Genomic DNA, 22323 nt, shown 5'->3' with positions numbered 1-22323 from the left:
CCTTCAGCTGGCCAGCGCCGTAACCCTCGGCTCCACGCCGGCCAGCGCCGTGACGAAGGCGTCGCGCCAGGCGGTGACGTCCTCGCGCTCGACGGTGTCGAAGAGAGCGCGCCAGCGCCGGATTCGCTCCGGCTTCTCCATGGAGAGCGCCCGCTTCAGGGCGTCGGCGACCTCTTCGGGACTGTTCGGATTGACCAGCAGGGCGTCCTCCATCTGCCGCGCGGCGCCGGCGAAGCGGGAGAGGATCAGGACGCCGGGGTCCTCCGGATTCTGCGACGCCACGAACTCCTTGGCCACCAGGTTCATGCCGTCGCGCAGCGGCGTCACCAGGCCCACCCGGGCGGCCGAATAGATCCCGGCCAGCTCGTCGCGGCGGTAGTTCTTGTTCACGTAGCGGAACGGCTGCCAGTCGACGTCGGCGAACTCGCCGTTGATCCGGCCCGACAGGGCGTCCAGGCGACCACGGATCTCCTGGTAGGCCTCGACCCCCTCCCGGCTGACGGGGGCGATCTGCAGCATGAGGACTTCCCGGCGCAGGTCGGGGTTGTCGGCCAGCAGCCGCTCGAAGCCGAGGAACCGCTCCTCCAGGCCCTTTGAATAGTCCAGACGGTCGACGCCGACGATCAGGCGGCGGAAGACGGTGCAGGCGATCATGATGTCGCGCATCCGCCGCGCCTTGGGCGAGGTCACCATCCGCGCGAAGTCGCCCGCGTCGATCCCGATGGGATAGGCGTCCACCTGCACGGTGCGGCCGAAGGCCTTCAGGCGTCCAGGCGACAGCTGCTCGCCGTCGGCCTCGGCCAGGACGTACTCCTCGAACGCCTGGCGGTACTCGGCGGTCTGGAACCCCACGAGGTCGTAGTCGAACATCGCCTGCACGAGCTGGCGGTGGCCGGGCAGGGTGGTGACCAGCTGGTGCGCCGGCCAGGGCACGTGGAGGAAGAAGCCCATCCGGTTCCTCACGCCCAGCCGCCGCAGCTCCCGCCCCAGCGGGATCAGGTGGTAGTCGTGCACCCAGATCAGGTCGTCGGGCTCGATGAGCGGCCGGAGCGTCTCGGCGAAGCGGCGGTTCACCCGCTCGTAGCCCTCGCCATAGGCCCGGTCGTAGGCGGTCAGGTCGGACCGGTAGTGGAACAGCGGCCAGAGCGTCTTGTTGGCGTAGCCGTTGTAGTACTCATCGTAGTCCGCCTCCTCGAGGTCGATGGTGGCGGCGGTGACCCCGTCGATCTTCTGCATCGACAGCTGGCCGGTGAACCTGGGCGTGATCTTGCCGCTCCAGCCGAACCACAGACCGGAATACTCACGCAGCGCCGCGGCGAGCGCCATGGCCAGGCCGCCCACGCTCTCGTCGCCCTTGCCGCCGGGCGGCTGGACGCGGTTGGAGATGACGATCAGGCGGCTCACAGCGCCGCCTCCAGCCAGGTCAGGACCTGCTCGACGCTCGCGAGGCGGAAGCGGGCCGCCGTCGGCCGCGGCGGGCCCACCAGGATGCCCAGGCCGCCGGCCGCCGCCACGGCCTCGAAGCCGTGCTCGTCGGTGGCGTCGTCGCCGATGAAGATCGGTTTCGCGGCGGCGAACGGCGCCTGGCCCAGGAAGTCGCCGACGCTGTCGCCCTTGGTGGGGCCGGGCGTGCGCAGCTCCTCGACCATGTCGCCGTGCTGCAGGGTCAGCCCGGTCCCGGCGGCGATCTCCTCGGCCAGCAGGCGCGCCGGCCCGGCGTGGGAACGGGCCAGGCGGTAGTGGAGGGCGACGCTCAGCCCCTTCTCCTCGACGATCAGTCCGGAGTCCCGGCTCGCGAAGTCACGGAAGCGCTGGGCCGCAGCGGGCAGGGCCGGGTGCGGATCGGCCTCGTGCACCGTGCCGTCGGGCTCCCGGCGGACCAGCCCGTGGACGGCGGCGACGGCGACGACGCGGCCTTCCAGGATCCGATCCACGTCCGCCAGCGTGCGTCCGCTGATGACCGCGAGGCGTCCGTCCATGGCGCGGGTGAGCTTCTCCACCAGCCGGGTGCGGCGGGGCTCCGGACGCACGTCCTGCGGGCGCGAGGCGATCGGCGCGAGCGTGCCGTCCAGGTCGAGGAACAGGGCCGCGTCGGCCAGCATCAGGGGCTTGGGCGCCGGCAGTCCGATGGTCAGCTCCTCGAAAGTCATGAAGTTGCGGCGCCCCCGCTGCCCATACCACACGCAAGGCGGCCGGCCGTCGCCGGCGGCGCCATATCAACATGGAACAACTCCCGAAGCCCCTTGACGTTGCATTATCCAGTCGCCGCTATGCGCGCCGTCAATCCGCAAGCAGAAGAGGTGACGCCGATGGCCGAGACGCCGCAGGCCGACGTGATCGTGCTGTTCGGCGGCGCCGGCGACCTCGCCCGGCGCATGCTCCTGCCGTCGCTCTATTTCCTCGATTCCGACGGCTTCCTGCCGGAGGGCTTCAGGCTCGTGGCCACCGCCCGCTCGGACATGACCCGCGGGGCCTTCCTCGACATGGTCCGGGCCGACCTCGCCGCGCGGCCCGAGGGCCTGGACGAGACGGTGTGGGCGCGGTTCTCGGCCCGCGTCGAGTACGTGGCCGCCGACGCCACCTCGCCGGAGGGCGTCGCCGCCCTGAAGCCGCACCTGGAGGGCGTCCGCGCCCCGATTTTCTACCTGGCGCTCTCGCCCAGCCTCTACGGCCGCGTCTGCGTCGCGCTGGCCGCGGCCGGGCTCGCCAGCGACGAGAGCCGGATCGTGCTGGAGAAGCCGATCGGCCGGGACCTGGAATCCTCGCGGGTGATCAATGTCTCGGTCGGCGCGGTCTTCGACGAGGACCGGATCTTCCGGATCGACCACTACCTGGGCAAGGAGACCGTCCAGAACCTCATCGCGCTGCGTTTCGCCAACACCCTGTTCGAGCCGCTGTGGAACAACCTCACGGTCGACCACGTGCAGATCACGGTCGCCGAGACGGAAGGCGTGGGCGAGCGCTGGCCCTACTACGACGAGTACGGCGCCCTGCGCGACATGCTGCAGAACCACATGCTGCAGCTCCTCTGCCTCGTGGCCATGGAGCCGCCGGCCGACATGGAGCCGGACTCCGTGCGCAACGAGAAGGTGAAGGTGCTCCGCTCCCTGCGCCGCTTCACCCGCGCGGACGCCCAGGCCGCCTCGATCCGCGGCCAGTACACGCCGGGCGTGGTCGGCGGGAAGACAGCCAAGGGCTACGAGGAGGAGCGCGGCGAGCCCTCCGACATCGACACCTTCGTGGCGCTCCGGGCCGACATCGACAACTGGCGGTGGGCGGGCGTGCCCTTCTTCCTGCGCACCGGCAAGCGCCTGCCCGAGCGGCGGACCCAGATCGCCATCCAGTTCAAGGGCGTGCCCCACTCGATCTTCGGCAACGCCGCGAAGGACGACCTCACCCCCAACCGGCTGGTCATCGACCTGCAGCCGGACGAGGACATTGAGCTCCTCCTGATGAACAAGGCCCCCGGCATCACCCAGGGCGGCATCCGCCTGCAGTCCCTGCCGCTGTCGCTGAGCCTGCTCAAGGCCTACCAGGGCCCGGGCGCGCGCCGCCGCATCGCCTACGAGCGGCTGCTGCTGGACGTCATCGTCGGCAACTCCACCCTGTTCGTCCGCCGCGACGAGGTGGAGGAGGCCTGGCGCTGGGTGGACGGCGTCGCCGACGCCTGGAAGGAAGCCGGCCTCACGCCCAAGCCCTACGCCGCCGGCTCCTGGGGCCCCGCGGGCGCCTTCGCCCTGATCGAGCGCGCCGGCCGGGCCTGGTACGACTAGGTCCTAGCCCGTGTGCCCCGCGCGGCTCAGCGGGCTGGGCTCGCCGAACCGGTGAGGGTCGCGGCCGAGCGCCATGCGCAGGGTGGTGATCTCCTGCGAGGTCTCGAGCATCTCGACGATCTCGTAGAAGGCCTTCGCCTCGTCGAAGTCGTCGGGACGGGCGAGCCGGTCGGCGACCTTCTCCTGGATGCGGCTGATGAAGGCGTCGGCGGCCTCGGCTGCGGCGCGCAACTCCTCGGGGCTCCCGTGGGGCTTCGAATGGTCGGTCATGGGCGGACGACGCTCCAGATGCGGTGAAGGTTCCCTAGCGCACGCTCGACCAGGGCCGTGAGAGCAGGGCGGCGCAGTTGATCAGGCCCACCAGGGAGTAGGTCTGCGGATAGTTGCCCCAGAGCTCGCCGTCGCCGGAGAACGAGATGTCCTCCGACAGCAGGCCCGCGGCCGTGCGCCGGCCGAGCATCTCCTCGAACAGCTCCCGCGCCTCCTCCGAGCGGCCCGACAGGTGCAGGGCCTCGATCAGCCAGAAGGTGCAGAAGTTGAACGCGGTCTTCGGCTCGCCGAAGTCGTCGGGGATGGCGTAGCGCAGCATGAACGGCCCGCGGCGCAGGCCCTCCTCCACCGCCTTCATGGTGGCCACCATGCGCGGATGGTCCGGCGGGCAGAACCGCACGTCCACGAGCTGCAGCAGCGAGGCGTCCAGCTCGTCGCCGCCGAAGGTCGCCGCGTAGCGGCCGAGCTCCTCGTTCCAGGCGCGGGTCTCGATGGTCTGGCGAACCTCGGCCGCCCGACCGTTCCAGTATCGGGCGCGATCCTTCAGGCCGAGCTTCTCGGCGGCGTTGCCGAGCCGGTCGCAGGCGGCCCAGCACATCACCGACGAATAGGTGTGCACCGCCTCCCGGCCGCGGAACTCCCACAGGCTGGCGTCTGGCTTGTCGTGCAGTTCGAAGGCGCGCTCCCCAATCGGCTCCAGGGCCCGGAAGTCGTCCACCGTGGCCGGGCGCAGCAGGCGCTGGTCGAAGAAGGCCTGGACCGTGGAGAGCACGATCTGGCCGTAGACGTCGTGCTGCAGGTGCTCGTGCGCCTGGTTGCCGACGCGCACGGGCCCCATACGGCGATAGCCCGGCAGGTGCGGCGCGATCCACTCGGTGAGCACCGGCTCCAGGCCCACGCCGTAGACCGGCTGCACGTGGCCGGCGCGGCTGGTGTCGACCACCGTGGCCGGGCCCAGGCCGCCGGCCCCCGCCGCCCCGTAGACCGGCGCCTCGTCGCCCTTGCGCGCCTGGTCCACCAGGTTGCGTAGATAGACCAGGTAGTTCTCCAGCATGTCGGCCGCGCCCAGCCGGTTCAGCGCCTGGACCACGTAGTAGGCGTCGCGGAGCCAGCAGTAGCGGTAGTCCCAGTTGCGCGCGTGGCCGCTGTCGTCGGCGTGCTCGGGGATGGAGGTGGTCAGCGCCGCGACGATCGCGCCGGTCTCCTCGTAGGCGCAGAGCTTCAGGGTGATCGCCGCGCGGATCACCGCCTCCTGCCACTCCAGGGGCGTCGACAGGGTGCGCACCCAGCCCCGCCAGTAGTCGGTGGTCTCGCGCAGCATCCGCTCCGTCGTGGTCGCCACGTCGGAGCCGAAGCCCTCGTCGGGACCGAGGAACATGGCGATCGGCTCCTCCAGCCTGAACGTCCGCTCGTCACCGATGTGGCTGATCGGGGCGTCCGTGGTGAGCCTGAGCGTCACCTCCGGGCCCACGAAGCGCATGTGGTTAGAGCCCACGGTGGTCCCGGTGGCGTGCTCGCCGTAGTTGGCGGTGGGCCGCAGGCGGATGCGGATCCGTGGCGTGCCCGCCAGCGGCCGGATCAGCCGGATGAAGGCCAGCGGGCGGTAGACGCGGCCGAGCTGGCGGTAGCGCGGACAGAAGTCGATGACCTCGAACCGCGCGCCCGAACGGTCGGCGATCTCGGTGCGCAGGATGGGCGTGTTGCGCAGGTAGCCCTGGCGCACCTCCGCCTGGTCCTCCGCCTGCACGTCCCAGACGCCCTGAGCGATCTCGTCGCCCGGGTCGCGGCTGCCGAGCAGGGCGGAGAAGAACGGATCGCCGTCCACCCGGGGCACGCAGGCCCAGACGAAGCGGCCGGCCCGGTCGACGAGCGCGCTGGCGGTGCAGTTTCCAATGGGGAACAGGTCGAGTGTCTGGCCCAAGCCTTCGGATCCCTTCTCTCTGGTATCGATACCGGGCGGAGCCCCGTTTCCGCTCGACGTGCGCTAAACGTGCCTTGATAACCTTGGCTCCGGAAGCCGGGCGAGTCGCTCGCGCGTTCTCGACAGTCGACCCCACCAGAGCAGACGGAAATCAGCCGGATGATCCGAGCCCGACGCGCCCGCATCGTCGCGACCCTAGGCCCCGCCAGCCGCGAGGCCGGCAAGATCCGCGAACTCGCCCAGGCGGGCGCGGACGTCTTCCGGGTGAACTTCAGCCACGGCAGCCACGCCGACCATGCGCGCGCCATCCAGTCGGTGCGCAAGGCCGAGGCGGCGGTGGGCCGGCCGCTGGCCGTGCTGGCCGACCTGCAGGGGCCGAAGCTGCGGCTGGGCGAGTTCGCCGACGGCGCTGTGCGGCTGAAGGCGGGCCAGAGCCTGCGGCTCGACCTCAAGGCCGCCGCCGGCGACGCGGCGCGGATCGGCGTGCCGCACCCGGAGGTGTTCGCCGCCCTAAGGTCCGGCGCCGTGGTGCTGCTGGACGACGGCAAGGTCCGGCTGAGGGTCACCAGGCACGGTCCCGACTTCGCGGACACCATCGTCGAGGCCGGCGAGCAGCTCTCCAACCACAAGGGCCTGAACCTGCCGGGCCTGGCCATCCCGATCCCGGCGCTGACCGAGAAGGACCGCAAGGACCTGGCCTTCGCCCTGGACCAGGGCGTGGACTGGGTGGCGCTCTCGTTCGTGCAGCGGGCCTCCGACATGGCCGAGCTGCGACGCCTTGTGCAGGGGCGGGCCGGCGTCCTGGCCAAGATCGAGAAGCCCGCGGCGCTGGAGGTGCTGGACGAGATCCTCGACCTCTCCGAGGCGATCATGGTCGCCCGCGGCGACCTCGGCGTGGAGCTCGCGCCCGAGGACGTGCCGGTGGTCCAGAAGCAGCTCGTCCGCGCCGCACGGCTGCGCGGCATTCCGGTGATCGTGGCGACCCAGATGCTGGAATCCATGACCAAGTCGCCGACCCCCACCCGGGCCGAGGCCTCGGACGTGGCCGGGGCCGTCTACGAGGGCGCCGACGCCCTCATGCTGTCGGCCGAGAGCGCTGTGGGCGACTATCCGATCGAGGCGGTGTCGATCATGGACCGCATCATCACCCGGGTGGAGCACGACCCCCGCTGGCCGGAGCTCATGCGCGCCGAATATCCGGTCGACGACGCCGACGCCGACGCCCTGGTGGCCGCCGCGCGGCGGGCCGCGGAAGCCGCGTCCACCGCCTGCCTGGCGGCCTTCACCACCACCGGCCAGACGGCGCTTCGCCTGTCGCGGGAGCGGCCGCTGCAGCCGACCCTGGCGCTCACCCCCAGCCTCAACACCGCCCGCCGCCTCGCCCTGGCCTGGGGCGTGGAGCCCCGGATCATCCCCGAGCTGTTCGATCCAGAGGACCTCGCCCGCGTCGCCGTGGAGCAGGCGGTCGCCACCGAACTCGCCCCGCCGGGCCAGCGGGTGCTGATCCTCGCCGGCCTTCCCATGGGCTCGCCCGGCGCGGCCAATATCCTGCGGCTCGCCCATACTCCGCGGCGCTAGCCGGCTCGTGGCGCGTTAGGACGGCATGCTGGAAACCTATCCCTCCGCCGCCGCCATGGCGCAGGCCGCCGCGCACGGCGTCGAGGCCGCCCTGGCGCAGGGCCTGCGCACCCGTGGCCGGGCGAGCCTGGTGGCCACCGGCGGCCGCTCGCCCGGCGCGGTCTACGACGCCCTCCACGGGGCGAAGGTGGACTGGGCCCGGGTGATCGTCACCCTCTCCGACGAGCGCTGCGTCGCGCCGGACGCGCCCGAGGCCAACGCCCGGCTGGTGACGCAACGGCTGTTCGCCGGCGAACCCGCCAAGGCCCACTTCATCCCGCTATGGCCGGAGCCCGAGGCCGCCGCGCTGAGCGCCCTCCTGCCCTTCGACGCCGTGCTGCTGGGCATGGGCGAGGACGGCCACGTAGCCTCCCTGATCCCCGGCGATCCCGATCTCGCCGCTGGACTGGACCCGGAGGGACAGGCGCTGACCCGCGCCGTGCCGGCCGGTCTGGGCTCGCCGCCGCTGGCGCGCATCACGCTGACGCTGGCGGCCCTGCTGCAGGCGCGCGCCATCTTCCTCTTGATCGCCGGGGAGGCTAAGCGCGAGGTGATCGCCCGCGCCCGGGCCGGAGCCGACCTGCCGGTGCGGGCGCTCCTCGTCCAGGACCAGGTTCCCGTCCGCGTCCTGTGGGCGCCCGAGCATTCGTGACGCGAATGCGTTTAGGTGTTTTCGAGTACGCCGTGTCCGCGTCCCGGGACCCGGCAGGTCACTAGAGGTACCGCCATGCATCCGGTCACGGCCGAGGTCACCGAACGCATCGTCGAGCGCAGCCGCGCCACGCGGGCCGACTACCTGGAGCGGATGGAAGCCGCCCGGCACGCCGGCCCCGGACGGGCCAAGCTTTCCTGCGCCAACTTCGCCCACGCCTTCGCCGCGGTGGGCGAGGGCGACAAGCTGCGGATGCGCGATCCCACCGCGCCCAACGTGGCGATCGTCTCCAGCTACAACGACATGCTCTCGGCCCACCAGCCGCTGGAGCGCTTCCCGGCGATCATCAAGCATGCGGCCCGCGAGGTCGGCGCCACGGCCCAGTTCGCCGGCGGCGTGCCCGCCATGTGCGACGGCGTCACCCAGGGCCGGCCGGGCATGGAGCTCTCCCTGTTCTCCCGCGACGTCATCGCCATGTCGACGGCCGTGGCCCTGACCCACGACGCCTTCGACGCGGCCCTGATGCTCGGCATCTGTGACAAGATCGTGCCGGGCCTGACCATGGGCGGGCTGGCCTTCGGGCACCTTCCGACGATCTTCGTACCGGGCGGCCCGATGACCTCGGGCATCTCCAACGCCGAGAAGGCCCGCACGCGGGCGCTCTACGCGGAGGGCAAGGCGACCCGGGAGGAGTTGCTGGACAGCGAGATGAAGTCCTATCACGGGCCCGGCACCTGCACCTTCTACGGGACCGCCAACTCCAACCAGATGATGATGGAGATGACCGGCCTGCACCTGCCGAACTCCGCCTTCATCCAGCCGAACACCCCGCTGCGCGACGCCCTGGTGGCCGCTGCCGCGCGCCGGGCGGTCGAGATCCGCGACGGGACCAACGACTACACGCCCATGTCGGCGGTGTTCGACGAGAAGAGCGTGGTCAACGCCTTGGCCGGCCTGCTGGCCACGGGCGGCTCGACCAACCACACCCTGCACCTCCTCGCCATGGCGCGGGCGGCGGGAGTGGTGATCACCTGGGAGGACTTCGACGACCTGTCCCGGATCACGCCGCTGATCGCCCGCGTCTATCCGAACGGCTCGGAGGACGTGAACGCCTTCCACGCGGCCGGCGGCATGGCCTTCGTGATCCGCCAGCTGCTGGATGCGGGCCTCGCCCACGACGACGTGATGACCGTCGCCGGCCGCGGCCTGCGCCGCTACATCGCCGAGCCCTTCCTGGACGGCGACCGCCTGGTCTGGCGCGAGGGGACGGCGGCCTCCCTCGACCGCGACCTGCTCAGGCCGGTGGACGACCCCTTCCAGGCCGAGGGCGGGCTGCGCCTCCTGAAGGGTGCGCTCGGCCGGGGCGTCATCAAGACCTCGGCGGTGAAGCCGCAGCACCTGGTCATCGAGGCGCCGGCCCTGGTGTTCGACGACCAAGACGACCTGCTCGCCGCCCACAAGCGCGGCGAGCTCAACCGGGACTTCGTGGCCGTGGTCCGCTTCCAGGGGCCGAAGGCCAACGGCATGCCGGAGCTGCACTCCCTCACGCCGGCACTGGGCGTCCAGCTCGACAAGGGCTATCAGGTCGCCCTTGTCACGGACGGCCGGATGTCGGGCGCCTCGGGCAAGGTGCCGGCGGCCATCCACATGACGCCGGAGGCCGCCGACGGCGGCCCGCTGGCCTACGTCCGCGATGGCGACATCGTCCGGCTCGACGCGCTCACCGGGGAGCTGACGATCAAGGTGGAAGCGAACGAATTGATGAGCCGCACCCCCGCCGCCCCTCGGCCGTCGGGCTTCGGCTACGGCCGCGAGCTGTTCGGCTGGATGCGCCGCGCCGCGGGACCCGCCGACGCCGGCGCCTGCGCCCTGTTCGAGGCCGCCTAGTGAAACCCAGCTATGTCGGACTGGTGGGCGACGTGGGCGGCACCAACGCCCGCTTCGCCGTGGTGGACGCCCAGGGGCACATCCGCAATCCGCGCATCTTCCCCGCCAAGGACTACGCCACCATCACCGAGGTGATCGGCGAGTACCTGGAGACCACCTGCGGCCGGAAGCGGCCGCCGCGGGCGGTGATCGCCGTCGCGGGCCCCGTGGTCGACGGCGAGATCGAGTTCACCAACCTCGACTGGCAGATCTCCGAAGGCGACCTGATCGCCGACTTCGGCTTCGAGGCGGTGAAGCTGCTGAACGACTTCGCGGCCCAGGCGCTCGCCTGCCCGACACTCGACCCGGAAGAGCTGAAGCCCATCGGTCCCAAGCTGAAGGGCGGCTCCGACTGCCCCATGGTGGTCCTGGGCGCCGGCACCGGCTTCGGCGTGGCCGGCCTCGCCCGCGCTGACCGCGGCGACGTCTCGGTGGCCACCGAGGGCGGCCACGTGGCCTTCGCGCCCACCGACGAGGTGGAGGTTGAGGTCTGGCGCCGGCTGCAGTCGCGCTACGGCCGGGTCTCGGTGGAGCGGCTGCTGTCCGGGCCCGGGCTCTTCGACCTCTACCGGGCGCTCGGCGACATCGAGGGCACGCCCGCGCCGCTGGCCGACCAGCGCGAGGTCACCGAGGCCGGCAATCGGGGCGATCCGCTGGCCGACCGCACGCTCGACCGGTTCTGCGGCATCCTGGGCTCGGTGGCCGGCGACCTGGCGCTCACCTTCGGGGCCCGCGGCGGCGTCTTCATCTCCGGCGGCATCGCGCCCCGCCTCGGCGACCGGCTCGACCGTGGCGGCTTCCGCGCCCGGTTCGAGGACAAGGGCCGCCTGGCGGACTACGTCCGGCAGATCCCCACCTCGCTCGTGCTCCACCCCTATCCGGCCATCGTCGGGGCGGCGCGTGAGCTGGAGCAGATGGAGCGGCTATGAAGATCCAGGACATCCTCACCCGCGCCCCGGTCATCCCGGTCCTGATCATTGAAGACGTCGCCCACGCCGTGCCCCTCGGCCGCGCCCTGGTGGAAGGCGGCCTCTCGGTGCTCGAGATCACCATGCGCACGCCGGTGGCCTCCGAGTGCATCGCCCGCATGACCGGCGAGATCGAGGGCGCGGTGGTCGGCGCCGGCACGGTGCTCACCCCGTCCATGCGGCAGGCGGCCGCCGACGTGGGCGCCCGGTTCGTGGTGAGCCCCGGCCTGATCGAAGGCGAGGAGGCCGAGGGCCCCGTCCCCCTGCTGCCGGGGATCGCCACCGCCACCGAACTGATGGCCGGGCTGGCCGCCGGCTTCGAGTGCTTCAAGCTGTTCCCGGCCAATGTGGTCGGCGGCCCCGGCGCGCTGAAGGCCTACGCCAGTCCTTTCCCGCAGGCGAAGTTCTGCCCCACGGGCGGGGTCAGCGCGGCCAACGCGGCGGAATACCTGGCGCTTCCGAACGTGCTCTGCGTGGGCGGCAGCTGGGTCGCGCCCACGGACGCCGTCCGCGCCGGCGACTGGGGCAGGATCACCGCCCTGGCCCGGGAGGCCGCCGCGCTCGCCCCGCGCCCGCCGGCTTCGGTGGAGGGCTGATGACCCACACCAACGAACAGCTCCGCTGGCTCGTCACGGCGCGCGCCAAGCCGGGCGATCCGGGCGCGGCCACGGTCAGCGTGCTGGCCCGCAACGCCCTGGTCCCCGAGCTCGCCTTCGACATGGTCGTCGACTGGCATCCCGGCGCCGAGGCCCCCGACGTGGAAGGCCGGGCGCTGGTCATCCTGTCGCTGCTGTTCCGGGAGCTCGCCGCCGAATGCGAGCGCGCCGCGGGCACGAGGTTCAGCGAGGGCTAACGGCCCTTGAAGTTCCCCGCCCGCCGCTCGTTCACCGCGCGGACCCCCTCGGCGAAGTCCTCGGTGGCCCGCAGGATCGTCTGCTGCTGGTGCTCGTGGGCCATCTGCGCGCGCGCGGCTTCGAGCAGGCCCCTGCGCGACGTCTTGCGGGTGGCGGCGACGGCCAGCGGCGCGTTCTCGCCGATCTCCCGGGCGAGCGCCAGCGCCGCGCCGCGCAGGTCCTCGGCGGGGACGAGCTGGTCAACCAGGCCCCAGGCCAGCGCCTCCTCGGCCTTGATCCGCCGGCCGGTGAGGAACATCAGGTGCGCCCGCTGCTCACCGATCAGCCGCGGCAGGGTGTGGGTCAGCGCGAAGCCCGGGTGGAAGCCCAGCTTGACGAAATTGGCCGCGAACCGCGCTTCCGGCGAGGCGATCCGGAAGTCGCAGCAGACGGCGAGGCCCAGGCCCGCGCCCACCGCCGCGCCCTGGACGGCCGCGACAACGGGCGTCTCGATCGCGAACAGCCGGGCCGCCTGCTGGTAGAGCGCCGAGACGCCCTCCATGCCGATCGCCACCCGGTCGTCCGAGCGCGCCAGGTCGGCCCCGGCGCAGAACGCCTTGCCCTCCGCCTGCAGCACGATGGCCCGCACCGCGTCCGCCCCGTCCGCCGCCTCCAGCGCCTCGGCGAGGTCGCGCACGAGGTCCACCGAGACGAAGTTTGTGGGCGGCCGGTCGATGGTGACGACGGCCACATGGCCGTCCATGGCCGTGGTGATGTTCTCGCCGTAAGCCGTCTTCATTTCCGGGTCCCCAGAAGGTTGCGGGCCACCACCCACTTATGGATCTCGGTGGGGCCGTCGTAGATGCGCATGGTGCGCAGCTTCGCCTGCATCAACGCGAGTGGGAGCTCCTTGGTGACGCCCATGGCGCCAAAGGCCTGCATGGCGCGGTCCACGGTCTCGTAGGCCATCTCGGTGGCGTACCACTTGATCATGCTGATCTCGTTGCGGACATCGCGACCCTGGTCGAGCTTCCAGGCGCAGTCGTAGGTCATGAGCCGCGTGGCGTGGATCTTGGTCGCCGCCTCGGCCACCCAGAACTGGATCGCCTGCCGTTCCGACAGCGGCGCGCCGAAGGTCTTCCGCTGGGGCGCGTACTCCACGACCATGTCCAGCGCCCGCTGGGCCATGCCCACCGACCAGGCCGCCATCTGGATGCGCCGGGTGCCCAGCCGCGTCTGCATCGGCGCGAAGCCCGCGCCCTCCTGGCCGAGCAGCTTCCACCCCTCCACCCGGCAATCCTCCAGCGCGATCTCATAGGTGTACTGCCCGCCCACCATGGGAATGCGGCGCAGCACGTTGAAGCCGGGCGTCCCCCGGTCCACCAGGAAGGCGGTGATCCCGCCGCGGGCCTTCTTCTCCGGATCGGTCACCGCCATCAGGATGGTGAAGTCGGCGTCCTGCGCCCGGGTGATCCAGATCTTGCGACCATTGATGATCCAGTCGTCGCCGTCGCGCACCGCCCGGGTGGTCATGGCCGCCGGGTCCGAGCCCGCGCCCGGTTCGGAGATGCCGATCGCCGACACCGTCTCGCCGGCCACGTAGGGAGCCAGGTAGGCCGCCCGCTGCCGCTCGTTCACGGTCTGCATCAGCATGCGCAGGTTCGGCGAGTCCGGCGGCAGGGTGTAGGGCGTGACGCAGCGCCCGATCTCCTCCTCGACGCCCACCATGGCGGTCATCGGCAGGTCGGAGCCGCCCACGTCCTCCGGCGCGTCCAGCCCGAACAGGCCGAGCTCGCCGGCTACCTTGTCCAGGCGCGCGTGCTCCTCGGGCGCGAGGCCCAGCCCGCCGCCTTCGGCCTCGCGGGCCATGACCCCGGCTTCCAGGGGCATCAGCTCGTCGCGCACGAAGCGGGCGACGAGGTCCTTGAGCATGCGGTGCTCTTCGGAGAGTTCGAAGTCCACTGGCCTCCCCCGGGGTCACTCTGGTCTTATTGGCCGATCATAACCGGCGATGGCGGAGAGGGGAGGGCGGACGTGACGGAAGGCAAGGCTCTGGCGAGGGAGGCCACCGGCCCGCTCAGGGGAATCCGGGTTCTTGACCTGACCAGCGTGGTCAACGGGGCCTACGCCACCCAGATCCTGGCCGACCAGGGCGCCGACGTGATCAAGGTCGAGGACCCGGGCTCCGGCCGCGGCTCCGGGGGCGACATCATGCGCTGGGCCGGCCACGTGCCGGACGGCGCGCCCCGCGACATGGGCCCGATCTTCCTGACCATCAATCGCAACAAGCGCTCGGTGGTGATCGACCTGAAGCAGGAGAGCGCGCGGCGCGCGATCCGGCGGCTGATCAAATCGTGCGACGTGTTCGCCGCCTCCGTCCGCTACGAGGGGCTGAAGCGGCTGGGGCTGGGCTACGAGGACGTGGCCGCGATCAGGCCGGACATCGTCTACGTCCATGCCGCCGGCTACGGCTCGGACGGGCCCTATGCGGGGGAGCCGGCCTACGACGATCTGATCCAGTCCGCCTCGGGCCTGGCGGATGTTCTTCCGCGTACCGACGGTAATCCGACGCCGCGCATCCTGCCGACGCTCGTGGCCGACAAGGTGTCGGGCCTGTTCATGGCCCAGGCGGTCACCGCCGCCCTGCTGCACCGGGCCCGCACCGGCGAGGGCCAGTTCGTCGAGGTCCCCATGCTGGAGTGCGTCACCAGCTTCCTGCTCGTGGAGCACCTCTACGACCACACCTGGGAGCCGCCGATCGGCCAGTGGGGCTACCAGCGGGTGATCAACCCCTACCGCAAGCCGTTCGCCACCAAGGACGGCCACATCGGTCTGCTTCCATATACGGACAAGCAATGGGACCAGTTCTTCGACGCCGCCGGCTTTGGCGAGCAGATCAAGAGCGATCCGCGCTTCGCCGACTACGCGACCCGGGCGAAGCACACCCACGAGCTGTACGCCCTGGTCGAGCAGGCCGCGGCCACCAAGACCACCCAGGAGTGGCTGGACCTCCTGAAGCCGCTGTCGATCCCGGTGGTGAAGACCAACCGGCTGGACGACCTGCACGACGAGCCGCACCTGAAGGCCGTGGGCTTCTTCGAGGTTTACGATCACCCGGACGCCGGCCGCTACCGGTCCATGAAGCCGCCGGTGAAGTTCTCGAAGAGCCCGGCCAACATCCGCCGCCACCCGCCCCGCCTGGGCGAGCACACCGAGGAGGTCCTGGCCGAGGTGAGCGAGGGCGAGGAGGCGTGAGGTGCGCGCCGTCGTCATCGGCAGCTCGGGATCGGGAAAGTCGACCTTTGCGGCCCGGCTGGCGGCCGCCTGCGACCTGACGCGGATCGAGCTCGACGCGCTGAACTGGGGCCCAGGCTGGACCAACCGCTCGGCCATCGACCCGGCCGATTTCGAGCGCCGTGTGGACGAGGCGATCCGCGTCCCGCGGTGGGTGACGGACGGCAACTATCGGGCGGCGCTCGCGCGCACCCTGCCCGGCGCCACGCACCTGATCTGGCTGGACTATCCGCGGCCGCTGGTGATGGCGCGGGTGATCCGCCGCTCGTTCGTCCGCGCCGCGGGCGGCCGGGAGCTGTGGCCCGGCACCGGCAACCGCGAGGACTTCCGCCGCTGGCTGGACCGCGAGCATCCGATCCGCTGGGCCTGGGACACCTTCCAGCGCCGCCGCCTGCAGTACGAAGCCCTCTTCGCCGATCCGCGGCTGGCGCACGTGGAGAAGCATCGGATCAGCCGCCCCCATGAGGCCGGGCGGCTGATCGCGAAGCTGGCGGCGGACGCCTGCCTGGAGACCTAGGCCGGCACGAAGACCGGCACGGGCGGCCCGCCCTCGGTCTCCTGGAACTTCACCTTCACCCGCATGCCGATCTTCAGGTCCTCGGGCGTCACGTCGACGAAGTTGGTGAGGACGGCGGGACCCTCGTCGAGGGTGACGTAGCCCAGGGCGTAGGGCCCGGTCGGCGACTTGCGCATGATCGAGAAGGTGTAGACCACCCCCTCGCCCGGGCTCTCCTCCCACACCGTCTCGGCGGAGAGGCAGTGGGGGCAGATGTTGCGCGGGTACCAGTGCGCCTTGCCGCACGGCGTGCAGCGCTTGATCAGGAACCGGCCTTCGCGGGCCGCGTCCCAGAACGGCTTGGACTCGATGGTCACCGGCGGGGCGGGGACGGGGCGGGTCATCACGTCCGGCATCTCTTACGCCTCCCGTTCCAGGATCACCGTGGCCGAGCCGTGGCGCAGGCCGAGCGAGCCGCCCGTGCCGTGGGCGATGGCCAGGTCGCAGTTGGGCACCTGCACCTTCGGGTGCGCCTCACCGCGCAGCTGGCGCACCGCCTCGATCACCTTGGTGATGCCGCCGCGGTTGGTGGGGTGATTGTTGCAGAGGCCGCCGCCGTCGGTGTTGAACGGCAGCTTGCCGACGCCCGAGATCAGGTTGCCGTCGGCGACGAACTTACCGCCCTCGCCCTTCTTGCAGAAGCCCAGGTCCTCGAGCTGCATCAGCACCGTTATGGTGAAGCTGTCGTAGATCGAGGCGTACTTGATGTCGGCCGGCGTGATGCCCGCCTCCTCGAACGCCCGCGGTCCGGACCAGACGGCGCCGGAATGGGTGAGGTCGAGGTCAAGGCCACCCATCGGGCCCTTGGGCGCCTCGCCCGCCCCCAGCACCCGCACCTTCGGCCGGTTGAGGCTGCGGGCGATTTCCGGCGAGGTGACGATCAGGGCGCCGCCCCCGTCGGTGACCACGCAGCAGTCCAGCAGGTGCAGCGGGTCAGAGATCATCCGCGAGTTCACCACCTCCTCGACGGTGACCACGTTCTTCAGGAAGGCGTGCTCGTTCCACTGGGCGTGGTGGGAGGCGGCCACCTTGATCCAGGCGAGCTGCTCGGAGGTGGTGCCGTACTCGTACATGTGGCGCATGGCGCACATGCCGTAGGTGTTGTGGGTCGAGCCGCCGTAGATGTTCTCGAAGCCGGCCTCCGGCGGGCCGTCGGTCAGGCCGCCGCCGCCGGCGGGGCCGCCGCGCATGCTGGCGCCGGGCCGGTTGCCGCCGTTGCGCGGACGGCCGGCCAGGGTGATCAGCGCCACCTTGCACTTGCCGGCCGCGATCGCCTGGGCCGCGTGGCCCACGTGGACGATGTAGGACGAGCCGCCGGTCTCGGTGGAGTCCAGGTGACGGACGTTCCTGAGGCCCATGTAGTCGATCATCGACAGGCCGCCGAAGCCCGGGGCGTCGCCGGCGCAGAAATAGCCGTCCACGTCGTCGTGGCTGAGCCCGGCGTCCTTCAGCGCGCCGATGGCGCATTCGGCGTGCAGCTGCGGTGTGGAGGTGTCGGGGGCGTCGCGGAGCGGATGCTCGAACGCGCCCATCACATAGGCCTGGCCGTTGATGCTCATGAACTCCCCAAACAATCGTTCGAAGCTATGCGCGCGGGCTTAGCAGGCCTGACGCGGCGGCAGGAAGTCCGGCCTGCCCTCACGCCGGCTCCGGACTCTTCTTCAACCTGGCCTCCCGGAGCGCCGAGCGGCGGACCTTGCCGGCGTCGTCGCGCAGCGCCTCGTCGACGAACTCGTAGGTCCGGGGCTGCTTGTAGGTGACCAGCCGCTCCTTCAGGTGCGCCCGCAGCTCGTCTTCGGTCACCGGCGAACGGGCCTGGATGATGGCGTGGACCGTGGCGCCCAGGTCCTCGTCCGGCAGGCCGATCACCGCCACCGACTGGACGGCCGGGTGCTCTTCCAGCGCCGCCTCGATCTCGGCCGGATAGACGTTGGAGCCGCCGACCAGGATCATGTCGGCCCGGCGGTCGGCCAGATAGAGGTAGCCGTCGGCGTCGAACCAGCCGATGTCGCCCAGGCTCTCCCAGCCGTCGGGCAGGGTCTTGGGCGTCGCGCCCACGTACCTGTAGGTGGCCGGCGAGCCCGGCGGCCGGCGCATGTAGATCTCGCCCGTCTCGCCGGCCGGCAGCGGCCGGCCGTCCTCGCCGAAGATGGCCATCTCCCCGATCGCCACCCGGCCCACCGAGCCGCGGTGCTCCAGCCACTCCGAGCCGGTGATGATGGTCACCGCCTGGGCCTCGGTGCCGGCGTAGAGCTCCATCACCTCGCCCGGCGCGATCCAGTGGATGAAGGCCTCCTTCAGCCAGGGCGGGCAGGGGGCCGCCATGTGCCAGAGGGTCTCGACCGAGGAGAGGTCGTACTTCGCCCGGACCTCTTCCGGCAGCCGCCATATGCGGCTCATCATGGTCGGCACGAGGTAGACCCAGGTCGCCCGCCGCGCCTGGATCTCCGCCAGGGTCGCCTCGGGATCGAAGCGCGGCATGACCACCACGTGGGCGCCGAGCGCCGTGGCCTGCATCATCATGCCGAAGGGGGCGTTGTGGTACATCGGCGCCGGGATCAGGGCGGTCTCGACGGGCCGCAGCCGGAAGCCGCCCATCTCCGGCGTCTCGCGCGGCGTCAGCCCCGGCTGGCCAGCCAGGATCAGCTTCGGCCGCCCTGTCGAGCCGCCGCTGGTCGGCGCCTTGGAGATCGGCGGGACCGCGTCCGGCAGGTCGCTGTCGTCGTCCGATTTCGCCGTCAGGTCCGCGACGCTGAGGATCGGCCGGTCGATGGCGTGGTCGAAGGCTGCGATCACCACCGGCGAATTCGCCAGCTCGACGATCGCCTGCAGCTCCGCCTTCGGCAGACGGAACGAGATTGGCTGCGGGGTTGCGCCGAGCTTCCAGATGGCGTGGGCCGCCTCCACGAAGCCCACGATGTTCGGCAGGCCGAGGGTGACCAGGTCGCCCTGTTTGACGCCGTAGGTCTGCAGGCCGCGGGCGATGCGGTTCGAGCGCCGGTCCAGCTCGGCGTAGGTCAGGGTCTCGCTTCCGCAGCTCACCGCGGGCGCGTTCGGCTGGAAGCGCGCGTGCTGGCGCAGCTTCGCCCCGAAGGAGATCATCTCGTCGTCGGCCATCCATCCCTCCGCCGGCGGGTTCGTCCCGCGCTTGCTTGGCGCTACTGAACCCCCCTGACGCTGCGTCCGCAAGGCGCTATGACGTCAGATTGAAACGATTGTTTGAGGAGCCGCCATGTCCGTCGAGGAACTGCTCGCCCAGGATTTCGGGACCATCGCCGATGTCATCCGTGAGCAGGCGAAGGCGCTGAAGGACCAGCCGGCCCTCGTCGATGCCAAGCGCACGATCAGCTACGCCGAGCTGGACGCGCTCATGGACCGGATCGCCGCGGCCCTGCAGCGCGACGGCGTGGGCAAGGCCGATGTGGCGGCTATCTGCGCCTCCTCGTCGGTGGAGTATGGCGCCACCTTCTTCGGCGTCCTGAGGGCCGCCGCCATCGTCGCGCCGCTGGCGCCCTCCTCGACGCCGGAGAGCCTGATCGTCCAGCTGGAGGACAGCGGGGCCAAGGTCTTCTTCCTCGACAGGCAGCTCGCCGACCACATGGCCGGCGTCCTCGACCAGGTGAAGGCGAAACGCGTCAGCCTCGATGGCTCGGACTGCGGGACGCCGTTCGAGGATTGGCTGGCCCCCGAGGGCGCGAAGCCCGTGCTGCACGAGGTCGACCCCGACCAGGGGTTCAACATCATCTATTCGTCGGGCACCACCGGCGCGCCGAAGGGCATCGTCCAGCCGCACCGCATGCGCTGGGGCCAGATCCGCCGCGGAGTCTATCCGCCGGGCGCGGTGACCATGGTCTCGACGCCGCTCTATTCGAACACCACGCTGGTCTCCTTCCTGCCGACCATCTCCAACGGCGGCACGGCGGTGCTGATGCCGAAGTTCGACGTGAAGCAGTTCCTGGAGCTGTCGGAAAAGCATCGCGCCACTCACGCCATGCTGGTGCCGGTGCAGTATCGCCGGCTGATGGAGTATCCGGATTTCGACCGCTACGACCTGAGCGCCTTCCAGATGAAGTTCTCCACCTCGGCGCCCTTCTCCGCCGAGCTGAAGCGCCAGGTGCTGGACCGCTGGCCGGGCGGGCTCGTGGAATACTACGGCATGACCGAGGGCGGCGGCTCCTGCGGCCTTCAGTGCCACGAGTTCCCCGAAAAGCTGCACACCGTGGGCCGGCCGCTGCCGGGCCACGACATCCGGCTGATCGACGAGGACGGCAAGGAGGTCCCGCAGGGCCAGATCGGCGAGGTCGTCGGCCGTTCCGGCGCGATGATGGTCGGCTACCACAATCAGCCGGGGAAGACCTCGGAGGCGGAATGGTGGTCGCCCGAGGGCCTGCGCTACATCCGCACGGGCGATGTGGGGCGGTTCGACGAGGACGGCTTCCTCACCCTGATGGACCGCAAGAAGGACATGATCATCTCGGGCGGGTTCAACATCTACCCGAGCGACCTGGAGGCGGAACTCGTGAAGCACGAGGCAGTGCTCGAGGCCGCGGTCGTGGGCGTGCCGTCGAAGGCCTGGGGCGAGACCCCGGTGGCCTATGTGGCCCTGAAGCCCGGCCAGGCGGTGTCGGCCGACGAGCTTAAGGCCTGGCTGAACGGCCGGGTCGGCAAGACCCAGCGTCTCGCCGACCTGCAGTTCGTGGACAGCCTGCCGCGCAGCCACATCGGCAAGATCCTGAAGCGGGAGCTGCGCGACGGCTACCAAGGCCCGGCGACCGCGGCGTGAGGAAGTTCGGGGCGCCGGCTTGTCTTCCCCGACGTCCGCCTCCCAAGTCGGGTCGAGCACGGAGGGCAGGGCTATGATGGAAGGCAACCAGGCGGCGGCGTTCGCCGAGCGGCAGAAGGGTACGCTGCCCGGCAATCTCGCGATCGAATGGGAGGAGGTGGCCAACGGCGCCGCGCGCGGACGCTTCAGCGTCACCCAGGGCCACATGGCGCCCAACGGCTTCGTCCATGCCGCCTCGGTGATCGCCCTGGTGGATAGCGCCTGCGGCTACGCCTGCGCGGCCTCGCTGCCGGAGGGCGCCGGCGGTTTCACCACCGTGGAACTGAAGTCCAACTTCCTCGCCACGGCCAAGGTGGGCGAGGTCGTGGCCTGCCGCGCCTGGCTGGTGCACGGCGGCCGCATGACCCAGGTTTGGGACGCCGAGGCGGTCAACGAGACCACCGGCAGGATCATGGCGGTGTTCCGCTGCACCCAGATGGTGCTTTACCCGCGCTAATCAGCCGCTTGCGCGAGCGGGGTCGGATGAGTAGGTTCCGCCGCTCACTCGGCGGGCCCCTCTGCGGCGGCCCGAAAAGACGGCCTGGAGAGGTGGCTGAGTGGTCGAAAGCACCGCACTCGAAATGCGGCGTACTCGCGAGGGTACCGTGGGTTCGAATCCCACCCTCTCCGCCATTCCTAAGGGCCGCGTCGCCACGCCGCCAATCTGGCGGGCCGATACCGATCGGACCCCGACCTGTCCGACCTGATCCTCCCCTTCCCGGGCTCCGAAGCCCAAGCCGCCGCGCTGGCGGACGTCCTCGGCGCGGACCTGGGCGTGCTGGAGAGCCGGCGGTTCCCGGACGGGGAGACCTACGTGCGGCTCGGCTCGGACGTGGCCGGCCGCCGGGTGCTGGCGGTCTGCAGCCTGGCCGGGCCGGACGAGCAGTTCCTGCGGCTGGTCTTCGCGGCCCGCGCGGCCCGCGAACTCGGCGCGGCGCGGGTCGACCTCGTCGCCCCATATCTGGCCTATATGCGCCAGGACATGCGCTTCCTGCCCGGCGAGGCGGTCACCTCGCGCCACTTCGCCGAGCTGGTGTCGCGGGAGTTCGACGGCCTGGTGACGGTCGATCCGCACCTGCACCGCCACAGCTCGCTGGACGAGATCTACGCCATACCCGCGGTCGCCGCCCGCGCCGCGCCGCTGCTCGCCGCCTGGGTCGCGGGAAATCTCGAGCGCCCGCTGGTCGTCGGGCCCGACGCCGAGAGCGAGCAGTGGGCGGCCGAGGTCGCGGCCCTGGCCGGTGCGCCCCATGTGGTCCTGGAGAAGTCCCGTCACGGCGACCGCGACGTCTCCATCGAGGTCCCCGACCTCGCCGGCTGGCGCGACCGTCAGCCGGTGCTGATCGACGACATCGTCTCCTCCGGCCAGACGGTGATCGAGGCCGCCGCGGGCATCGTCCGCCAGCGCCTGGCCCCGCCGGTCTGCCTGGCCGTCCACGCCCTGTTCGACGCCGATGTCGGCCGCCGCCTCGCGCGCGCCACCCGCGCGGTGGTCTCCACCGACACCGTGCCGCACCCGAGCAACCGGATCGCCGTCGCCCCCTTGCTGGCCGAAGCGGTGCGGAGCCTTCCCAGGTGAGGCGGGGCCGTTCCACCGCCAGTCCACCGGAATCCCGACGAAGCCCTTGACCTTCCCACCATGGGAAGCCGTATCGGCCGCTTCCTGACTTGTCGAACGACACCGGAGACGG

General features: G+C 71.1%; 21 protein-coding genes and 1 tRNA gene. 13 read left to right on the top strand and 9 right to left on the bottom strand.

Features of this window, described 5'->3' with window-relative positions:
- Positions 1-3: 3 nt before the first annotated feature.
- Positions 4-1404, bottom strand: a complete 1401-nt coding sequence (locus V7Z97_RS10565) for an alpha,alpha-trehalose-phosphate synthase (UDP-forming) (RefSeq protein WP_334163382.1) — start codon at positions 1402-1404, stop codon at positions 4-6.
- Positions 1401-2150 carry a trehalose-phosphatase gene (gene otsB / locus V7Z97_RS10560; RefSeq protein WP_334163381.1) on the bottom strand — a complete coding sequence of 250 codons (750 nt, stop codon included), beginning with the start codon at positions 2148-2150 and terminating at the stop codon, positions 1401-1403. Before otsB ends, V7Z97_RS10565 begins: the two co-directional genes overlap by 4 nt.
- 159 nt (positions 2151-2309) lie before the next feature.
- On the opposite strand from otsB, the gene zwf reads away from it, so the two are divergent.
- Positions 2310-3773: a glucose-6-phosphate dehydrogenase gene (zwf, locus tag V7Z97_RS10555; protein WP_334163380.1), complete on the top strand. Its 1464-nt coding sequence runs from the start codon at positions 2310-2312 to the stop codon at positions 3771-3773.
- A gap of 3 nt (positions 3774-3776) precedes the next feature.
- Here zwf and V7Z97_RS10550 read toward each other — a convergent pair whose 3' ends face one another.
- Together V7Z97_RS10550 and V7Z97_RS10545 are read right to left on the bottom strand one after the other, a co-directional pair.
- Positions 3777-4043, bottom strand: a complete 267-nt coding sequence (locus V7Z97_RS10550) for a hypothetical protein (RefSeq protein WP_334163379.1) — start codon at positions 4041-4043, stop codon at positions 3777-3779.
- A gap of 34 nt (positions 4044-4077) precedes the next feature.
- On the bottom strand, positions 4078-5964 hold the full coding sequence (locus V7Z97_RS10545) for a glycoside hydrolase family 15 protein (RefSeq protein WP_334163378.1): 1887 nt from the start codon (positions 5962-5964) through the stop codon (positions 4078-4080).
- A gap of 159 nt (positions 5965-6123) precedes the next feature.
- On the opposite strand from V7Z97_RS10545, the gene pyk reads away from it, so the two are divergent.
- From pyk to V7Z97_RS10515, 6 genes are all read left to right on the top strand, one after another.
- Positions 6124-7542 (top strand): pyruvate kinase, encoded by a 1419-nt coding sequence (pyk, locus tag V7Z97_RS10540; RefSeq protein ID WP_334163377.1) that lies wholly within the window; start codon positions 6124-6126, stop codon positions 7540-7542.
- A 25-nt stretch (positions 7543-7567) separates the two neighbouring features.
- Complete coding sequence (pgl, locus tag V7Z97_RS10535; protein WP_334163376.1) at positions 7568-8233, top strand: 6-phosphogluconolactonase; 666 nt, start codon at positions 7568-7570, stop codon at positions 8231-8233.
- Between the two features lie 75 nt (positions 8234-8308).
- On the top strand, positions 8309-10120 hold the full coding sequence (gene edd, locus V7Z97_RS10530) for a phosphogluconate dehydratase (RefSeq protein ID WP_334163375.1): 1812 nt from the start codon (positions 8309-8311) through the stop codon (positions 10118-10120).
- Positions 10120-11088 carry a glucokinase gene (glk, locus tag V7Z97_RS10525; protein ID WP_334163374.1) on the top strand — a complete coding sequence of 323 codons (969 nt, stop codon included), beginning with the start codon at positions 10120-10122 and terminating at the stop codon, positions 11086-11088. The genes edd and glk overlap by 1 nt, the downstream gene beginning before the upstream one ends.
- A complete protein-coding gene (gene eda / locus V7Z97_RS10520) occupies positions 11085-11723 on the top strand; it encodes a bifunctional 4-hydroxy-2-oxoglutarate aldolase/2-dehydro-3-deoxy-phosphogluconate aldolase (protein WP_334163373.1) in 639 nt (212 codons plus the stop codon). Before glk ends, eda begins: the two co-directional genes overlap by 4 nt.
- Positions 11723-11980 carry a hypothetical protein gene (locus V7Z97_RS10515; RefSeq protein WP_325459574.1) on the top strand — a complete coding sequence of 86 codons (258 nt, stop codon included), beginning with the start codon at positions 11723-11725 and terminating at the stop codon, positions 11978-11980. The genes eda and V7Z97_RS10515 overlap by 1 nt, the downstream gene beginning before the upstream one ends.
- On the opposite strand, the gene V7Z97_RS10510 is transcribed toward V7Z97_RS10515, so the two are convergent.
- The gene (locus V7Z97_RS10510; protein WP_334163372.1) at positions 11977-12759 is read right to left on the bottom strand and encodes an enoyl-CoA hydratase/isomerase family protein; all 783 of its coding nucleotides are present in this window, start codon (positions 12757-12759) and stop codon (positions 11977-11979) included. The genes V7Z97_RS10515 and V7Z97_RS10510 overlap by 4 nt on opposite strands.
- Positions 12756-13922 carry an acyl-CoA dehydrogenase family protein gene (locus V7Z97_RS10505; protein ID WP_334163371.1) on the bottom strand — a complete coding sequence of 389 codons (1167 nt, stop codon included), beginning with the start codon at positions 13920-13922 and terminating at the stop codon, positions 12756-12758. Before V7Z97_RS10505 ends, V7Z97_RS10510 begins: the two co-directional genes overlap by 4 nt.
- A gap of 72 nt (positions 13923-13994) precedes the next feature.
- Here V7Z97_RS10505 and V7Z97_RS10500 point away from each other — a divergent pair, with 72 nt between their 5' ends.
- Positions 13995-15215, top strand: coding sequence for a CaiB/BaiF CoA transferase family protein (locus V7Z97_RS10500; RefSeq protein ID WP_334163370.1), 1221 nt, complete (start codon positions 13995-13997; stop codon positions 15213-15215).
- Between the two features lies 1 nt (position 15216).
- Positions 15217-15771: a hypothetical protein gene (locus V7Z97_RS10495; RefSeq protein WP_334163369.1), complete on the top strand. Its 555-nt coding sequence runs from the start codon at positions 15217-15219 to the stop codon at positions 15769-15771.
- Here V7Z97_RS10495 and V7Z97_RS10490 read toward each other — a convergent pair.
- The 3 genes from V7Z97_RS10490 to V7Z97_RS10480 all read right to left on the bottom strand — a co-directional run bounded on the left by V7Z97_RS10490 (position 15768) and on the right by V7Z97_RS10480 (position 18927).
- Complete coding sequence (locus V7Z97_RS10490) at positions 15768-16166, bottom strand: Zn-ribbon domain-containing OB-fold protein (RefSeq protein ID WP_334163368.1); 399 nt, start codon at positions 16164-16166, stop codon at positions 15768-15770. The genes V7Z97_RS10495 and V7Z97_RS10490 overlap by 4 nt on opposite strands.
- A gap of 3 nt (positions 16167-16169) precedes the next feature.
- Positions 16170-17369 carry a thiolase domain-containing protein gene (locus V7Z97_RS10485; protein ID WP_334163367.1) on the bottom strand — a complete coding sequence of 400 codons (1200 nt, stop codon included), beginning with the start codon at positions 17367-17369 and terminating at the stop codon, positions 16170-16172.
- A gap of 79 nt (positions 17370-17448) precedes the next feature.
- Positions 17449-18927, bottom strand: a complete 1479-nt coding sequence (locus tag V7Z97_RS10480; protein ID WP_334163366.1) for an AMP-binding protein — start codon at positions 18925-18927, stop codon at positions 17449-17451.
- A gap of 115 nt (positions 18928-19042) precedes the next feature.
- On the opposite strand from V7Z97_RS10480, the gene V7Z97_RS10475 reads away from it, so the two are divergent.
- The 4 genes from V7Z97_RS10475 to V7Z97_RS10460 all read left to right on the top strand — a co-directional run bounded on the left by V7Z97_RS10475 (position 19043) and on the right by V7Z97_RS10460 (position 22211).
- Entirely contained in the window at positions 19043-20593 is a 1551-nt protein-coding gene (locus V7Z97_RS10475; RefSeq protein WP_334163365.1) for a class I adenylate-forming enzyme family protein, read from the top strand.
- 73 nt (positions 20594-20666) lie between these two features.
- Positions 20667-21089, top strand: coding sequence for a PaaI family thioesterase (locus V7Z97_RS10470; protein WP_334163364.1), 423 nt, complete (start codon positions 20667-20669; stop codon positions 21087-21089).
- Between the two features lie 86 nt (positions 21090-21175).
- Positions 21176-21265: transfer RNA gene (locus V7Z97_RS10465), tRNA-Ser, on the top strand.
- A 31-nt stretch (positions 21266-21296) separates the two neighbouring features.
- Complete coding sequence (locus V7Z97_RS10460; protein ID WP_334163393.1) at positions 21297-22211, top strand: ribose-phosphate diphosphokinase; 915 nt, start codon at positions 21297-21299, stop codon at positions 22209-22211.
- Positions 22212-22323: the final 112 nt, after the last annotated feature.

Origin of the sequence: Phenylobacterium sp., from assembly GCF_036821595.1 — a bacterium.
Classification (GTDB): Bacteria; Pseudomonadota; Alphaproteobacteria; order Caulobacterales; family Caulobacteraceae; genus Phenylobacterium.
The sequence above is the reverse complement of the archived record's forward strand: the minus strand, read 5'-3'. Positions and strand labels throughout refer to the sequence as shown.

Coding starts and splice junctions, on each gene's coding strand:
- otsB (WP_334163381.1), bottom strand. CDS start 2,150: ATGACTTTCGAGGAGCTGACCATCGGACTGCCGGCGCCCAAGCCCCTG.
- zwf (WP_334163380.1), top strand. CDS start 2,310: ATGGCCGAGACGCCGCAGGCCGACGTGATCGTGCTGTTCGGCGGCGCC.
- V7Z97_RS10550 (WP_334163379.1), bottom strand. CDS start 4,043: ATGACCGACCATTCGAAGCCCCACGGGAGCCCCGAGGAGTTGCGCGCC.
- pyk (WP_334163377.1), top strand. CDS start 6,124: ATGATCCGAGCCCGACGCGCCCGCATCGTCGCGACCCTAGGCCCCGCC.
- pgl (WP_334163376.1), top strand. CDS start 7,568: ATGCTGGAAACCTATCCCTCCGCCGCCGCCATGGCGCAGGCCGCCGCG.
- edd (WP_334163375.1), top strand. CDS start 8,309: ATGCATCCGGTCACGGCCGAGGTCACCGAACGCATCGTCGAGCGCAGC.
- eda (WP_334163373.1), top strand. CDS start 11,085: ATGAAGATCCAGGACATCCTCACCCGCGCCCCGGTCATCCCGGTCCTG.
- V7Z97_RS10515 (WP_325459574.1), top strand. CDS start 11,723: ATGACCCACACCAACGAACAGCTCCGCTGGCTCGTCACGGCGCGCGCC.
- V7Z97_RS10510 (WP_334163372.1), bottom strand. CDS start 12,759: ATGAAGACGGCTTACGGCGAGAACATCACCACGGCCATGGACGGCCAT.
- V7Z97_RS10490 (WP_334163368.1), bottom strand. CDS start 16,166: ATGCCGGACGTGATGACCCGCCCCGTCCCCGCCCCGCCGGTGACCATC.
- V7Z97_RS10485 (WP_334163367.1), bottom strand. CDS start 17,369: ATGAGCATCAACGGCCAGGCCTATGTGATGGGCGCGTTCGAGCATCCG.
- V7Z97_RS10480 (WP_334163366.1), bottom strand. CDS start 18,927: ATGGCCGACGACGAGATGATCTCCTTCGGGGCGAAGCTGCGCCAGCAC.
- V7Z97_RS10475 (WP_334163365.1), top strand. CDS start 19,043: ATGTCCGTCGAGGAACTGCTCGCCCAGGATTTCGGGACCATCGCCGAT.
- V7Z97_RS10470 (WP_334163364.1), top strand. CDS start 20,667: ATGATGGAAGGCAACCAGGCGGCGGCGTTCGCCGAGCGGCAGAAGGGT.